Annotated in this window: 14 protein-coding genes; 8 read left to right on the top strand and 6 right to left on the bottom strand. The window is 68.6% G+C overall.

Features of this window, described 5'->3' with window-relative positions:
• Nucleotides 1-162: 162 nt before the first annotated feature.
• Together BKE09_RS21790 and BKE09_RS21785 are read left to right on the top strand one after the other, a co-directional pair.
• Complete coding sequence (locus tag BKE09_RS21790; protein ID WP_032128130.1) at nt 163-591, top strand: PAS sensor domain-containing protein; 429 nt, start codon at nt 163-165, stop codon at nt 589-591.
• Nucleotides 588-2117, top strand: a complete 1530-nt coding sequence (locus BKE09_RS21785; protein ID WP_075678033.1) for a sulfite reductase flavoprotein subunit alpha — start codon at nt 588-590, stop codon at nt 2115-2117. The genes BKE09_RS21790 and BKE09_RS21785 overlap by 4 nt, the downstream gene beginning before the upstream one ends.
• Nucleotides 2118-2225: 108 nt before the next feature.
• Here BKE09_RS21785 and BKE09_RS21780 read toward each other — a convergent pair whose 3' ends face one another.
• A complete protein-coding gene (locus BKE09_RS21780; RefSeq protein ID WP_075678031.1) occupies nt 2226-3032 on the bottom strand; it encodes a TOBE domain-containing protein in 807 nt (268 codons plus the stop codon).
• A 182-nt stretch (nt 3033-3214) separates the two neighbouring features.
• Between BKE09_RS21780 and BKE09_RS21775 the strand changes: the two genes are divergently transcribed.
• The 6 genes from BKE09_RS21775 to BKE09_RS21750 are packed head-to-tail and all read left to right on the top strand — an operon-like array spanning nt 3215 to nt 9362.
• The gene (locus BKE09_RS21775; RefSeq protein ID WP_075678029.1) at nt 3215-5197 is read left to right on the top strand and encodes a TonB-dependent receptor; all 1983 of its coding nucleotides are present in this window, start codon (nt 3215-3217) and stop codon (nt 5195-5197) included.
• A 2-nt stretch (nt 5198-5199) separates the two neighbouring features.
• Nucleotides 5200-5742 (top strand): DUF2478 domain-containing protein, encoded by a 543-nt coding sequence (locus tag BKE09_RS21770; protein WP_075678027.1) that lies wholly within the window; start codon nt 5200-5202, stop codon nt 5740-5742.
• Complete coding sequence (locus BKE09_RS21765) at nt 5739-6776, top strand: ABC transporter substrate-binding protein (RefSeq protein ID WP_075678025.1); 1038 nt, start codon at nt 5739-5741, stop codon at nt 6774-6776. The genes BKE09_RS21770 and BKE09_RS21765 overlap by 4 nt, the downstream gene beginning before the upstream one ends.
• 2 nt (nt 6777-6778) lie before the next feature.
• Nucleotides 6779-7792 carry an iron ABC transporter permease gene (locus tag BKE09_RS21760; protein ID WP_075678023.1) on the top strand — a complete coding sequence of 338 codons (1014 nt, stop codon included), beginning with the start codon at nt 6779-6781 and terminating at the stop codon, nt 7790-7792.
• Nucleotides 7789-8565: an ABC transporter ATP-binding protein gene (locus BKE09_RS21755; RefSeq protein WP_075678021.1), complete on the top strand. Its 777-nt coding sequence runs from the start codon at nt 7789-7791 to the stop codon at nt 8563-8565. Before BKE09_RS21760 ends, BKE09_RS21755 begins: the two co-directional genes overlap by 4 nt.
• Nucleotides 8562-9362: a class I SAM-dependent methyltransferase gene (locus BKE09_RS21750; protein ID WP_075678019.1), complete on the top strand. Its 801-nt coding sequence runs from the start codon at nt 8562-8564 to the stop codon at nt 9360-9362. Before BKE09_RS21755 ends, BKE09_RS21750 begins: the two co-directional genes overlap by 4 nt.
• 108 nt (nt 9363-9470) lie before the next feature.
• Here BKE09_RS21750 and BKE09_RS21745 read toward each other — a convergent pair whose 3' ends face one another.
• From BKE09_RS21745 to BKE09_RS21725, 5 genes are read right to left on the bottom strand one after another with little or no spacing between them, the layout of a single operon-like run.
• Nucleotides 9471-10139 (bottom strand): ATP-binding cassette domain-containing protein, encoded by a 669-nt coding sequence (locus tag BKE09_RS21745; RefSeq protein ID WP_075678017.1) that lies wholly within the window; start codon nt 10137-10139, stop codon nt 9471-9473.
• Nucleotides 10129-10812: a molybdate ABC transporter permease subunit gene (gene modB, locus BKE09_RS21740; RefSeq protein WP_006371078.1), complete on the bottom strand. Its 684-nt coding sequence runs from the start codon at nt 10810-10812 to the stop codon at nt 10129-10131. Before modB ends, BKE09_RS21745 begins: the two co-directional genes overlap by 11 nt.
• Nucleotides 10813-10815: 3 nt before the next feature.
• On the bottom strand, nt 10816-11559 hold the full coding sequence (gene modA, locus BKE09_RS21735; RefSeq protein ID WP_075678015.1) for a molybdate ABC transporter substrate-binding protein: 744 nt from the start codon (nt 11557-11559) through the stop codon (nt 10816-10818).
• 19 nt (nt 11560-11578) lie between these two features.
• Nucleotides 11579-12355: a helix-turn-helix domain-containing protein gene (locus tag BKE09_RS21730; protein WP_014037435.1), complete on the bottom strand. Its 777-nt coding sequence runs from the start codon at nt 12353-12355 to the stop codon at nt 11579-11581.
• Between the two features lie 11 nt (nt 12356-12366).
• Nucleotides 12367-13581 (bottom strand): coproporphyrinogen III oxidase, encoded by a 1215-nt coding sequence (locus BKE09_RS21725; protein ID WP_075678013.1) that lies wholly within the window; start codon nt 13579-13581, stop codon nt 12367-12369.
• Nucleotides 13582-13627: the final 46 nt, after the last annotated feature.

The raw sequence follows: 13627 nt of genomic DNA, 5'->3' as shown, positions 1-13627 counted from the left end.
CCGCGCATGGGCTCAGCTCTACAGAGATTCTCCCTGCGACACCCGGTCGCAGTCGATCCCGCCATCCACTTGATCAATGTCAAACCGCCCGCCGCCGCGCGGGCGTATCTCTATGCAGGACCCGAACACGCCGGCGCTACCGGCATCCACAAGGACCCTGCGATGAGCTACACCCCCGACAACGCCCAGCTTCTGAATGCCATGCAGAACGTCATGGTGATCTCCACCACCGACCTGCAGGGCAACATCACCTACGCCAACGACCTGTTCTGCACGCTCACCGGCTTCGCCCGCGAGGAGCTGATCGGCCAGCCGCACAGCATCGTGCGCCACCCGGACGTGCCCAAGGCGGTCTACAAGGACATGTGGGACACCATCAAGGCCGGCAAGACCTGGACCGGCATCGTGCCCAACCTCGGCAAGGGCGGCGTGCTCTACGTGGTCGACACCACCGTGCAGCCGCTGTTCGACGCCGAGGGCAACATCACCTCGTACATCAGCATCCGCCGCGTGGTGAACGATCTGATGCAGAACTACGACCTGGTCGAGTTCAGCAAGGAAAAGTTCGACGATTTCTACGAGGCCGCGTGAACGCCCTCCCGACCAGTACGCCCTTCAGCCGCCTGCTGGTGGGTTTCGCGTCCGAGTCGGGCAATGCCCGCGCCCTGGCCCAGCGCCTGGGCGCGGACCTGCAGCCGCACGCGCCGCAGGTGCTTCCCTTCAACGACATCGACGTGGCCAGCCTCGGCCACGGCGACGTGCTGCTGGCGATCTCCAGCTCATTCGGCGATGGCGAACCGCCGGCCAACGGTGAGCAGTTCTTCGAAACGCTGCGCCAGACTCCGACGTTGAGCGGCCTGCGCTATGCGGTGTTCGGCCTCGGTGACACCGGCTACCCCAGTTTCTGCGGCTTCACCAAGGCGCTGGATGCGGCGCTGAGCGAGCGCCAGGCACAGCCGCTGCTGCACCGCGTGGATGCCGACCTGGGCTACGAGCAGTTCTTCCAGCAATGGCAGCCGGTGCTGGGCCAGGTGCTGGACGGCGACGTCAACGCTGGCCACGACCTGCGCCTTCAGGTCACCGCCTATGGCGAAGACAATGCCTTTGCCGCCCCCATTCTCGAGCGCCGCCGCTTGAACAGCAGCGACCCGGCCGCCTGGCACCTGCAGCTGGATATCGCCGGCAGTGGCATGGCGTATCGCGCCGGTGACACCCTGCACGTGGTACCTGAGAACGACCCTGCCCTGCTGCAGGCATTGGCCACCTGGTATGGCGACACCGCCGCCGTCGCCGCCCTGCATGACCGCGAGCTGCGCCTGCTGAGCAAGGGCGTGCTGCGCGAACTGGCCAGGCTCGGCGGCAGCGAGGTGCTGAAGGGCCTGTTGAAGGTCAGCCAGAAGCGCGAGCTGGACGCCTACCTGCACGGGCTGGACCTGCTGGACGTGCTGCAGGACCACGCTACCCCGGACAGGGTGCCGCTGGCCCGACTGCGCGAACTGCTGTCACCGCGCCTGCCGCGCGCCTATTCCATCGCCTCGCACCCCTGCAACGACCAGCTGAGCCTGTGCGTGCGCGAAGTGCGCTACACCCTGCGCGGCCGCGAGCGCTTCGGCACTGCCACCGGCAGCCTGCTGTATGGCGGCGACCATGCCCGTGTGTACTGCCGCTCCAATCCGGGCTTCCATCTGCCCGATACCGGCGAAGCACCCCTGCTGCTGGTCGGCACCGGCACCGGCATCGCGCCGCTGATGGGCCTGATGCAGGAGCTGCAGGCCAACGCCTGCGAACGCGAAGTGCACCTGGTGTTCGGCGAGAAGCACAGCCAGCACGACTACCTGTATCGCGAGCAGCTGCAGGACTGGCACGCGCGCGGTGTGCTGGCCGGCCTGCATACCGCGTTCTCGCGCGATGGCGCCGAAAAGGTCTATGTGCAGCATGTGCTGCAGCAGCGCGGCGATGAAGTGCGCGATGTGCTGGCCCGCGGCGGGCATCTGTACCTGTGCGGCAACAAGAGCCACCTGGAAAGCGCGGTGCGCGAGGCCATCGATGCCATCGGTGGCGAAGGGCACTGGGACGCGCTGCGAAGTGAAGGCCGCACGCACTGCGAGTTGTATTGATCCATCACCACTGGACTGCACGAATCCTGGATCGGCAGAGCCGGCCGCTGGCCTGCTGCGCTTCGCACCATGAAGCTGCCGGCCAGCGGCCGGCACTACCAGACTGCTCTACATCGGCACGCCCACAATCACGCTCGACGCCTTGAACAGTACTGTTGCCGGGCTGCCTTCGCGCAGTTCCAGCGCTGCGGTACTGGCGCGGGTGATCACCGCCACCACGCTGCAGCCATGGCCGATGTCCACCACCACCTCGTCATTCACCGCGCCCTCGGTGATCCGCTCCACCGTGCCGGTGAACTGGTTGCGTGCCGAGTAACGCGCACCCTCGCCCTGCGCCACGATCACCGACGACGCCTTCACCAGCGCATAGGCCGGCACGCCCACCGCCAGGCCCAGCGATTCCACGCTGCCATGGGTGATGGTGGCGACCAGCGCAAGGCCCGGCGCTACTTCAATCTGCACTTCATCGTTGACGGCGCCGCTGGCCAGCGCACTGACCCGGCCATGGAACTGGTTGCGTGCACTGGTGATCATGCCGATTCTCCGGATCAGGGCCAGATCCTCGTCCAGCCCCGGGGTGGCCTGCAGCGATTGCAGGAAGGTGCGATGCGCACGCTCGACGTCCTCGAAGCGGGTGATCAGCTGGCGGCCACGTTCAGTCAACTGCGCACCGCCGCCTCCACGACCGCCCACGCTGCGCACGACCAGCGGCTCGCCGGCAGCGGTGTTCATCGCATCCACCGCGTCCCAGGCATTCTTGTAGGTCATGCCCATGCGCTTGGCGGCCTGGCTGATCGAACCACAGGCATCGATCAGCCCCAGCAACGCAAAGCGGCCACGACCGCCCACGCTCTGCCCGGCAATGCTCAGCCACAGGTTGCCCTGCAGTTCCAACGGCGGCTCGGCCTCACTCATCGTGCTTCGATCCCTGCGTTCGCGCGAGCGGCCAGTGTACGGCGTGACCGCCCTGCACCGGGCTTGATATCGATCAAGGTGGCCGTGCCGGCCAGCGCCGAGAATCCCCGGGTCGGTCATCAAGTTGACCCCTGCCAACCGTTATATCATCTTGGATATAACGAACCCGAGGACTCGCGAGGATGCGTACCTGTCGTTTCGTTCTACCCCTGTCCGCCCTGCTGCTCCCGCTTGCCGCCACCGCGGCCGACACGGCCTCGCCGCCGGTGTTCACCCTGGGCACGATCGACGTGCATGCCGAGCGCGGCACCTCGCCCACCGTGGCCGAACGCAGCCTCGACGCCGAACGCATCCAGCAGCTCGACCGCAACACGGTCGGTGATGCGGTCAGCGTATTGCCGGGCGTGAGCCTGGCGCGCAACTCGCGCAACGAGGACATGGTCTACCTGCGCGGCTTCGATGCGCGCCAGGTGCCGGTGTTCCTGGACGGCATCCCGCTCTACGTGCCCTATGACGGCTACGTGGACTTCGGCCGCTTCACCACCTTCGATCTCGCCGAGATCCAGGTCGCCAGCGGCGGCGCGTCGCTGCTGTACGGGCCGAACATCCTCGGCGGTGCGATCAACCTGGTCAGCCGCCGTCCTGAGCGCCCATTGGAAGGCGACGTGCGGCTGGGCATCGCCGATGGCGGCGAGCGCAAGGCGGCGGTCAACCTCGGCGGGCGCCGTGGCGACTGGTACTTCCAGCTCGGCGCATCGATCCTGAAAGCCGATGAGTTCCCGCTGCCGGATGGCTTCGTCGACTACAAGCGCGTGCCCACCGATACCGGCAAGGACCGGCGCAATGCCTCGCGCGACGACCGTCGCCTGTCGTTCAAGCTGGGCTACACCCCTCGCGAGGGCGATGAGTACGCGATCGGCTACGCGCGCCAGGACGGCGAGAAGGACAACCCGGTCTACACCGGCACCGCGCGCAGCGGCATCCGTTACTGGCGCTGGCCGTGGTGGGACAAGGACAGCCTGTACTTCATCGGCAACACCCGCCTGGGTGAGCACACCACGCTGCGCACCCGCGTCTACCGCGATACCTATGGCAACGGCCTGGACGCGTACACCGACGGCAGCTACCAGGTGGCGATGGACAACAGCAGCTTCCCCAGCATCTACGATGACCGCACCGTGGGCGGCTCGGTGACCCTGGCCACGACGGCGCTGCCGCGCCAGGAACTGCAGTTCGCGATCCACTACAAGGAAGACCAGCACAGCGAGCGCAACCCGCACTCGCCCACCAAGGACTTCCGTGATGTCACCACCTCGGTGGCGATCGAAGACCGCATCGCGCTGACCGACAGCTCGCACCTGCGCGTGGGCATCGGCCATGACCGTCGCGACGCCAAGCGCGTGTACTTCTGGCCAACCGGCAGCACCGATGCCACCAACGCCGTGCTGGAGTACGTGCAGCAGCTGGCACCGGACCAGCAGTGGTACGCAAGCGCCGCGCGGCGCACGCGTTTCCCGACCATCAAGGACCGCTACTCGGCGCGCATGGGTGCGGCACTGCCCAATCCGGACCTGAAAGCCGAACACGCGACCCACTTCGAAGTGGGCCTGCGTGGCCGTTGGTGGGAAGGCGGCCAACTGCAGGCCGCCCTCTTCCAGAGCCGCATCGATGACCTGATCCAGAACGCGGTGGTGGCCTCGCGCGAATGTGGTGGCAGCACCTGCAACCAGGCGCAGAACATCGGCAAGGCCCGCCACCAGGGTGTCGAACTGGGCCTGCGCCAGCGCATCGGCAACGACTGGGACGTGCAGACCAGCTACACCTGGCTGCGCCGCACCAACCTGCAGGACCGCCGCGTGGCCCTGCTCGACAGTCCGCGCCAACGGCTGTTCATGGCGGTGGGCTGGCAACTGCTGCCACAACTGAAGCTGCAGGCCACGCTGGAAGCCGAACAGGGCCGCAAGGTCAGCTACGCCGATACCGCACGCCCGGTACGTGACCTGCCCGGCTATGGCATCACTGGCTTCAAGGCGAGCTGGAGCCCGCGCGAGGCCTGGGATTTCGACCTCGGCGTGCGCAACATCGGTGACACATGGTACGAACTGGCCGACGGCTACCCGATGCCGGGCCGCACCTGGTTCGCCAACGCCAACTGGAGGTTCTGAGCATGACCGCCCTACAGGCCCCGCGCATTGCCGCGATCGTGCATGACCACAGCGGCGAGCCCGATGCCCTGCTGGCCGCGTTCGCCGCACGCCAGCTGGCCGCCGGCCACCGCGTGCGCGGGCTGGTGCACCTGCCGCACGAACCCACCGCCAACGGCAACAAGCGCATGGCACTGATGGACGTGACCGATCCCGGTTCGCGCTTCCCGATCAGCCAGGCACTGGGCCCGGCCTCCTGTGGCTGCAACCTGGACCCGGGCGGCATCGCCGATGCCAGCTCGGTGCTGCGCCGCGCGTTGCAGGAACATGCCGAGCTCGCCATCGCCAACCGTTTCGGCACGCTGGAGTCGGAAGGCGGCGGCATGGCCGATGAGCTGCTGGCATTGATGCTGGCCGGCATTCCGTTGTTGACCGCGGTGAAGCTGCCCTACCTCGATGCGTGGCGCCAGTTCACCGGCGGCATGGCCGTCGAGCTGCCTGCCGATGACGCGGCGTTGCAGGCCTGGTGGGATGCCTGCCGCACCGCACCGGGGACCGCCGCATGAGGCGGCGCGCCCTGCTGCAGGCATTCGCGCTCGCACCGTTGCTGGTCGCCAATGCCAAGCTGCTGGCGATGCCGGCGCAGCGCGTGCTGCGGCTGGGTGCGCCCAAGGCCACGCCCAAGCGCGTGTTCGCGGCCGGCCCACCGGCTGCGGTACTGCTTGCCGCCGTGGCACCCGAACGCCTGCTCGGTTGGCCGATGAAGGTTTCGCCCGAATCCCTGGAGCAGCTGCCGGCAGCCCTGCGCACGCTGCCGGTGGTCGGTCGCCTGGCCGGGCGCGGCAGCACGGTCAGCCTTGAACGCCTGCTCGCGATGCAGCCGGACCTGGTGCTGGATGCCGGTGATTTCGATGCCAATTACCGCGACTCGGCCGAGCGGGTCTGGAAGCAGACCGCGATTCCCTTCGAACTGATTGCCGGGCGCCTGCCCGAACATCCGGCACAGCTGCGCCACGTGGGCCGGCTGCTGGGTGCCGCCGCGCGCGGCGAAGCGCTGGCGCAGGCGGCCGAGGCACAGCTGGCACTGGTGCGCGAGGTGCTGGCGACGCGGCCTGCAGCAACGCGGCCCACGGTGTACTACGGGCGTGGCAGCGACGGCCTGGAAAGCGGCCTGTCCGGCTCGATCAACACTGAAGTCATCGAGTTCTGCGGCGGCCGCAACGTGGCCGCCAGCGCCGGTGCCGGTGGCCTCGCCCGCGTGTCGTTCGAACAACTGCTGGCCTGGGATCCGGACGTGATCCTGACCCAGGATGCCGGGTTCGCCGCGCATGCGGCACAGGATCCGCGCTGGCGCGCCCTGCGTGCCGTACGCGAGCGTCGCCTGTACTGCGCACCCGTACTGCCGTTCGGATGGCTGGATGGTCCGCCCGGCGTCAACCGCCTGCCCGGCCTGCCGTGGCTGCTGTCCAGGCTGCATCCTGGTGCAGTGCCCGCATTGGCGCCGGCGGCGTTGCGCGCGCGCATCGGTTCGCTGCATCAGCTGCTGTGGGGCCAACCATTGCCCACCGCGCTGGCACGCAGCCTGGATGCGAACGCCTGAACATGCGCACGCTTCCACGTTGGGCCTGGCATGCCGGTGGCTGGAGCCTGTTGCTGGCGATGTTGTTGCTCGCGTTCTCGGTCGGCCAGTTCCCGGTACGCCCGGCGGCGCTGCTGCACGCGATCGGTTGGCAGCTGTTCGGCATCGGCGAACCCAGCCCACCTGCAGTGCAGGCCGCGCTCTGGCACATCCGCCTGCCACGCGTGCTCGCGGCCATGCTCATCGGCGCGGTACTGTCGGCAGCCGGTGCGGCCTACCAGGCCATGTTCCGCAATCCGCTGGTGTCGCCGGACATCCTCGGCGTCTCCGCCGGCGCGGGCCTTGGCGCTTCGCTGGGGCTGTTCCTCGGCCTGCCGATGCTGCTGGTGCAGGGCATCGCCTTCGCCGGTGGGCTGGGGGCCGTGGGCCTGGTCTGCCTGGTGGCAGCGCTGGTACGGCGGCACGATCCGGTCTTGGTGCTGGTGCTGGCCGGCGTTGCGGTGTCGGCGCTGCTCAGCGCCGGCATCTCGCTGCTGAAGCTGCTGGCCGATCCCTACACGCAGCTGCCGTCGATCACCTTCTGGCTGCTGGGTGGTTTGAACGCGGTGGTCATCGACGACCTCAAGGTCACTGCGCCATTGCTGCTGATCGGGCTGCTGCCGCTGGTGCTGCTGCGCTGGCGGGTGAACCTGCTGGGCCTGGGTGACGAGGAGGCCAGCGCGCTGGGCGTGGCGGTCACCCCGCTGCGCTGGACATTGATCGCCGCCACTACGCTGTGCACGGCGGCAGCGGTGTCACTGGCCGGCATCATCGGCTGGGTCGGGCTGGTGGTTCCGCACATCGCGCGGCTGCTGGTCGGCGCTGATTTCCGCCGCCTGCTGCCGGCCAGCCTGCTGCTCGGCGCCAGCTTCCTGCTTGCCGCCGATACGCTCGCGCGCACCCTGGCGCCGATCGAACTGCCACTCGGCATCCTCACCGCCTTCGTCGGCGTGCCGTGTTTCCTGCTGGTGCTGGCGCGCAGCGAGCGTCGCCCATGAATGCTGCGGCCCCGCTTCTGGAAGCACGTGGCCTGGTCATCGGCCATGCCGGCGTGGCACTGGGCGTGCCGTTTGCACTGTCGGTGCAGCCCGGCGAGGTGCTGTGCCTGCTTGGCCCGAACGGCTGTGGCAAGACCACCCTGTTCCGCACCCTGCTCGGCCTGCTGCCTGCGGTACGCGGCGAAGTGGACCTGCAGGGCACGCCGCTGCGCGCGCATGATCGCGCCGCCCGCGCCCGCCGCATGGCGTACGTGCCGCAGGCCGCGCCGCTACCCTTCGCCTGGCGCGTGCGCGAGGTGGTAGCCATGGGCCGTGCCGCGCACCTGGGCCTGCTGTCCGCACCTGGCCGCGCCGACGAGGCCATCGCCGATGACTGCCTGCGCGAACTGGGCCTGCAGGCCCTGGCCGAACGCACCGTCACCACGCTCAGCGGAGGCGAACGCCAGCTGCTGCTGATCGCACGTGCACTGGCCCAGCGGGCGCAACTGCTGGTGATGGATGAACCTACCGCCAGCCTCGATTTCGGCAACCAGCTGCGTATCCTCGATACCGTGCGCCGCCTGGCCGAACGTGGCATCGGTGTGCTGCTGTCCACCCATCAACCGCAGCACGCGCTGCAGGTGGCCGACCGCATCGCGTTGATGTCCGCCGGCAGCCTGCAGGCACTCGGTCGTGCCCACGAGATCGCAACCCCCGAGCGCCTTGCTGCGCTGTATGGCGTCGATGCCGCACGCGTCGCCGCCGCCCTGCCCGCTTCTGGAATGCCACTATGAGTACACCCCTACCCACTCCGATCGATCACAGCGCACGCTACCGGCAGCACCTGCAGGCCTGCGGCTTCCAGGCCAAGCCGGCCAGCGCCTGGGATGCGCGGGCCGCGCAGTCCAGCTGGAAGCGCCGCCACGATGATTACAGCGGGGCATTCCTCGACCGGCTTGATCTCAGTGGCGTGGCCACGGTGCTGGATGTGGGCTGTGGCCCCGGCCTGTTGAGCCTGCCGATTGCCGCGCAGGTCGGCCAAGTGCACGCGCTCGACTACAGCACCGGCATGCTCGACGGCCTGCGCGCCGCGATCACCCGCGACGGCGTTTCCAACGTCACGCCGTGGGCGTTGTCGTGGACCGACGACTGGCACGACGTGCCGCGCTGTGATCTGGCCATTGCCTCGCGCTCGCTGATGGTGGCGGATCTGGAGGCCGCGCTGCGCAGGCTGGATGCGCACGCTCGCCAGCGTGCCTGCATCACCTTCGCCACCGGCCCCCGGGCCGGTGTGCCGGAGTTGGCCGAGCTGCTTGGCCGTGACTGGGTGCCGATGCCCGACCACCGCTACCCGATCAACATGCTGCTGGACATGGGCCGTGAACCGCAGGTCGACTACCTGCCCGAATCGGTGCGCGACGTCGCGCAGGATGCCGATGGCCTGGTGCGCCAGGCAGTAGAGCTGTTCGGTGCGTTGGATGCGGATGAGGACGCACGCGTGCGCGCGTGGCATGCACGCTCGCCGCAGCACCGCTTCGGCATGGCGCCAACGCGACGCTGGGCGTTCATCCAGTGGGCGACCAACGGTTGAACCGATAGAGCCGGCCGCCGGCCGGCTGCCCCGGATTCCATGGTTGCCGGCCAGCGGCCGGCACTACCATCAGATGCAACCAACCATCGCCCGTGCGTCCATCACGGGTCATTCACCGACGATGCGGCCATCCACTACGCGTGCCACCTGCTGGCCGAACATGGCCACATCCTGCGGGTCGTGGCTGATCAACAGCAGCGGGATGCCGGTCTTGTCCAGCACGGTCTCCAGCTCATGGCGCAGGTGCTGGCGCAGGTCGTGGTCCAGCGCGGAGAACGGCTCATCCAGCAGCAGCGCCTGCGGCTGTGTCACCAGGGCGCGCGCCAGGGCGGTACGCTGGCGCTGTCCCCCGGATACCTGCGAGGGCAGCAGATCGCCCACCGTGTCGATACGGAATGCGTGCAACCACTGCTCCACCGCTTCGAAGCGCTGCCCGGCGCGCGGATTCAACCAGCCCTTCTGCAGACCGAACGCCACGTTCTGGCGCACGCTCAGATGCGGGAACAACGCGTAATCCTGGAACACGTAGCCCAGCCGGCGGCGTTGCGGCGGCAGATCCACGCCGGTGGCCGCATCGAACAGGGTCTGCCCCTGCAGCCGTACATGCCCCTGGCCCGGCCGCAGCAGCCCGGCCACTGCCTTCAGGGTCAGGCTCTTGCCCGCACCGGAGGGCCCGAACAGCACCACCTGCCGCTGCGTGCACTGCAAAGCTACGTCCAGCATGAAATCCTGGCCGGCCGCCTGCAGGCGACGCTGCACCTGCAGATCAAGCCACATCACGCAGCTCCCGGCGACGCCCGCCCACCAGCCGTGCGGCCAGCAGCAGGATCACGATGCAGACCACCGAGGTCAGGATCACCAGCGCATTGGCCTTGCCGTCCTGCCCGGCCTGCACCGCTTCGTAGATGGCGATCGACAGCGTCTGCGTGCGGCCCGGAATGCTGCCGGCCACCATCAGGGTGGCGCCGAACTCGCCCATCGCGCGTGCAAACGCCAGCAGCAGGCCGGCGAGGATGCCGCGCCAGGCCAGCGGCAACGTGATGCGGAAGAACACCGCTGCTTCGGACACCCCAAGCGTGCGCGCGGCCTGCTCCAGCTGCCCGTCCACTTCCTCGAATGCCGCGCGTGCCGGCTTGAACACCAGCGGTAGCGACGCCACCGCCGCAGCGATCACCGCCGCCTGCCAGGTGAACACCAGGTTGATGCCGAACCACGATTGCAGCCACGCGCCGATCGGGCCATTGCGTCCGATCAGCACCAGCAGGTAGTAGCCCAGCACCGTCGGTGGCAGCACCATCGGCAGGGTCAGCAGCGAATCCAGCAGCTCACGGCCGGGAAATCGCCGCCGCGCCAGCAGCGCGCCCAGTGCCACGCCCAGCACCAGATTGATCGCGGTGGCCCAGCCGGCCACCTTCAGCGACAACCCCAGTGCGCTCCAGTCGAGATCCATGCCTCAGGGCTTGCCGAACCCGTGCTTGGCCAGGATCGCCTGGCCCTGCGCCGAACGTACGAAGGCGGTGAAGCGCTTGGCTTCGGCCGGCTGCACACTGGCCTTGGTCACCGCCAGCGGATAGGCGATGCGCCCCGCCACCGGCACCGCGAAGGCACGGCGCACCCGGTCGGGCATGGCCTGCGCATCGGTGGCATAGACGAAGCCGGCATCCACTTCACCGCGCGCCACGTAATCCAGCGACTGGCGAACGTTCTGGGTGGTGATGGTCTTGCCCTGCACCGACGGCCACAGGCCCGCCGCCTCCAGTGCGCCCTTGGCATAGCGGCCGACCGGCACGCTGTCCGGGTTGCCCAGTGCGATGCGCTGCACGCCGGCACCGGCCAGGTCCTTCAAGGTACGCGGCGCCGCCTTGGCCTGCGGCGGCACCACCACCCACAGCGCGTTCACCGCGAACACCTCGCGAGTTCCGGCCGCCAGCAGGTCCTGCTGCTGGGCCTGGTCCATCGTGGTTTCATCGGCCGACGCGAAGACATCCACCGGCGCGCCGCGGCTGATCTGCTGCAGCAGCACGCCAGACGCGGCGAAGTTGAAATCGACCTTGGTCCCCGGGTGCGCCTTCTCGTAGGCGGTGCCCAGTTCGCGGAAGCTCTCGGTCAGGCTCGATGCCGCCGACACCGTCAGGTCGGCCGCCCAGGCTGGCACCGTGGCCAGCAGTCCCAGCAACAACAGTCCAGCTCGCTTCATCGTCAGCTCCCGGCCAGGTTCAGTTCGGATCGGATTCGTCGGCCACCGCCAGCGCCGCCAGGCGCTCGGGCTGCAGCAGCAGGATCTCGCGCTGCTTCACCGCGATGATCCCATCATCGCTCAGGCGGCGCAGCACGCGGCTGGCGGTTTCCGGCGCCATCCGCAGGTAATTGGCGATCTCGGTGCGTGCCATCGTCAGGTTGAAGCGCGTGGCGGAAAAGCCGCGGCGCGCGTAGCGCTCGGACATGTCCAGCAGGAACGCCGCCATCCGCTCTTCGGTACGGTGATTGGCGGCCAGCGTGGCGACCTTGCCGATCTCTGCACTGAGCAGGCTGAACAGCTTGGCCTGCAGCCCCGGCATGCGCGTGGCCAGCAGGCTCAACTTGGGGAACGAGATGCGGCACAGGTGCACCGTATCCAGCGCCACCGCATTGCAGGGGAAGCGCGAACCGTGGATCGCATTCAGGCCGATCACTTCGCCCGGCAGGCTGAAGCCCAGCACCTGCTCGTTGCCCTGGCTGTCATCAACGAAGGTCTTGACCATGCCGGCGCGCACCGCCGCGATCGAATCGAACGATTCGCCGGCGCGGAAGATGTAGTCACCCGCATGGAACGGACCGACGTGGTCGACCAGCACGTGCAGGTCTCCCAGCGCGGTCTTGTCGTAACCCTGTGACATGCAGGCATCGGAAAACGCACAGGTGCTGCAGAAGTGCAGCGCGTCGCCGTCATCAGCGGCGGCAGGGTTCGGCGTGGCCCGGCCGAGACGGCCCTGGGAAGGCGGATTCGAAGACATCGAGGCAGGACTCAAGCGATGGCGGCCGCCGGCCGGAAGCATGCGGCCATCATACGCCACAGCAACCGCCCTTCTTCGGCCAGCCGCAGCACGCGTGCATCCCACTGCGCCCAGCCGCGCGCCAGCAACGGCGACAGCGCCGGCAGCTGTTCGGCGAAGCATTCCTCGAAGGGTTCATCATTACGCCACTCGAAGGCCGCGGCATCCAGGGCATGGTCGCAGGCGATGCTCTGTGCCACCTCGGCCGCCATCCGCTCGTCCTCGGACAGGATCAGGCCCGCGGCCACGCCCATGTGACCGGACTGCAATCGCGCCCGCCATTCGCCCAGCTCGTCCTCCAGCCGGTAGAACACTTCGCCGATCTGGCTGCAGGCGGACAGGCCAAGCCCGATGAAATCACTGCGGTCACGCCGTGGCACACCCGCCAGGTCGCAATGGCGCTGGCCGTCACCCGGCCCATGCGGGTTTGGCAGGTCGCCGCGCTGGTAGTGGTCACCACCGATCGGTTCGTAACCGGCGGCGCGCAGCAGGCGCCAGGCCTGCAGCCAGTGGGCCGCCGAGGGATCCCGTGGCAATGCGCACGGCGCTGGCAACAGGATGCGCTCGGGCGCTTCGGCCAGCACCTCATGCAGGCGCTCGATGAAACCGGCGTCCTCACTGGCGGGCACGCGCAGCTGGTAGTAGCGCGCGGTGAAGCCGACCTGCCGCGCCTGTGCCAGCAGGGTCGGCCCCGGCGCATCGGCACGGTCGATCACGTTCAGGCGGGTGCAGCCCACCGCCCGCAGCTGCGCCGGTGACAGCGCGCTGCCGGCGTCCAGCCGCACTTCCACCTGCGGGCGCGCTACCGTGCGCAGGTGCTGCGGCACGGCGTCCAGCAGCTGGCCCAGCTGGGGCGGTGGCAAGGTCTCGGCCAGGCCCAGCTGCAGCACCATCGCCACCACTTCGCGGTCCTCGGCCAGGGCATCGGCCTGCAGCTGCAGGGCCAGCAGCAAGGTGTCCAGATACGCCTGCGGCGGCACGTCGCGACCACCACGGCCGGCCTGGAAGCCGAGCGTCAAGCCACGCGGGATCAGGTGCTCGTTGCTGGCGCGCACGGCGGCACGCCAGCCGCTTTCGCCAAACCCGGTGCTGAACTGGTCAGCCGGCGGGAACAGCACGTGCCGGGGCTGCCGCAGCAATGCCGCCTGCAGCGCAGTGTCCTCACTCTCATCGACGTGGAAGCTCATGGCAGACATCTTCGGGCGTTCCTCTTCGCGTGGCCCTGATTGAAAT

Source organism: Stenotrophomonas sp. TD3, assembly GCF_001939825.1.
In the GTDB taxonomy this organism is placed as follows: domain Bacteria; phylum Pseudomonadota; class Gammaproteobacteria; order Xanthomonadales; family Xanthomonadaceae; genus Stenotrophomonas.
This window is presented reverse-complemented; position numbering and strand designations above follow the sequence as displayed.

Bases quoted from the DNA above. Each gene is read 5' to 3' on its own strand.
- BKE09_RS21745 (WP_075678017.1), bottom strand. From the start codon at position 10,139: ATGTGGCTTGATCTGCAGGTGCAGCGTCGCCTGCAGGCGGCCGGCCAG.
- BKE09_RS21780 (WP_075678031.1), bottom strand. From the start codon at position 3,032: ATGAGTGAGGCCGAGCCGCCGTTGGAACTGCAGGGCAACCTGTGGCTG.
- BKE09_RS21725 (WP_075678013.1), bottom strand. From the start codon at position 13,581: ATGAGCTTCCACGTCGATGAGAGTGAGGACACTGCGCTGCAGGCGGCA.
- BKE09_RS21760 (WP_075678023.1), top strand. From the start codon at position 6,779: ATGCGCACGCTTCCACGTTGGGCCTGGCATGCCGGTGGCTGGAGCCTG.
- BKE09_RS21730 (WP_014037435.1), bottom strand. From the start codon at position 12,355: ATGTCTTCGAATCCGCCTTCCCAGGGCCGTCTCGGCCGGGCCACGCCG.
- modB (WP_006371078.1), bottom strand. From the start codon at position 10,812: ATGGATCTCGACTGGAGCGCACTGGGGTTGTCGCTGAAGGTGGCCGGC.
- BKE09_RS21790 (WP_032128130.1), top strand. From the start codon at position 163: ATGAGCTACACCCCCGACAACGCCCAGCTTCTGAATGCCATGCAGAAC.
- BKE09_RS21765 (WP_075678025.1), top strand. From the start codon at position 5,739: ATGAGGCGGCGCGCCCTGCTGCAGGCATTCGCGCTCGCACCGTTGCTG.
- BKE09_RS21755 (WP_075678021.1), top strand. From the start codon at position 7,789: ATGAATGCTGCGGCCCCGCTTCTGGAAGCACGTGGCCTGGTCATCGGC.
- BKE09_RS21775 (WP_075678029.1), top strand. From the start codon at position 3,215: ATGCGTACCTGTCGTTTCGTTCTACCCCTGTCCGCCCTGCTGCTCCCG.
- BKE09_RS21750 (WP_075678019.1), top strand. From the start codon at position 8,562: ATGAGTACACCCCTACCCACTCCGATCGATCACAGCGCACGCTACCGG.
- BKE09_RS21770 (WP_075678027.1), top strand. From the start codon at position 5,200: ATGACCGCCCTACAGGCCCCGCGCATTGCCGCGATCGTGCATGACCAC.
- modA (WP_075678015.1), bottom strand. From the start codon at position 11,559: ATGAAGCGAGCTGGACTGTTGTTGCTGGGACTGCTGGCCACGGTGCCA.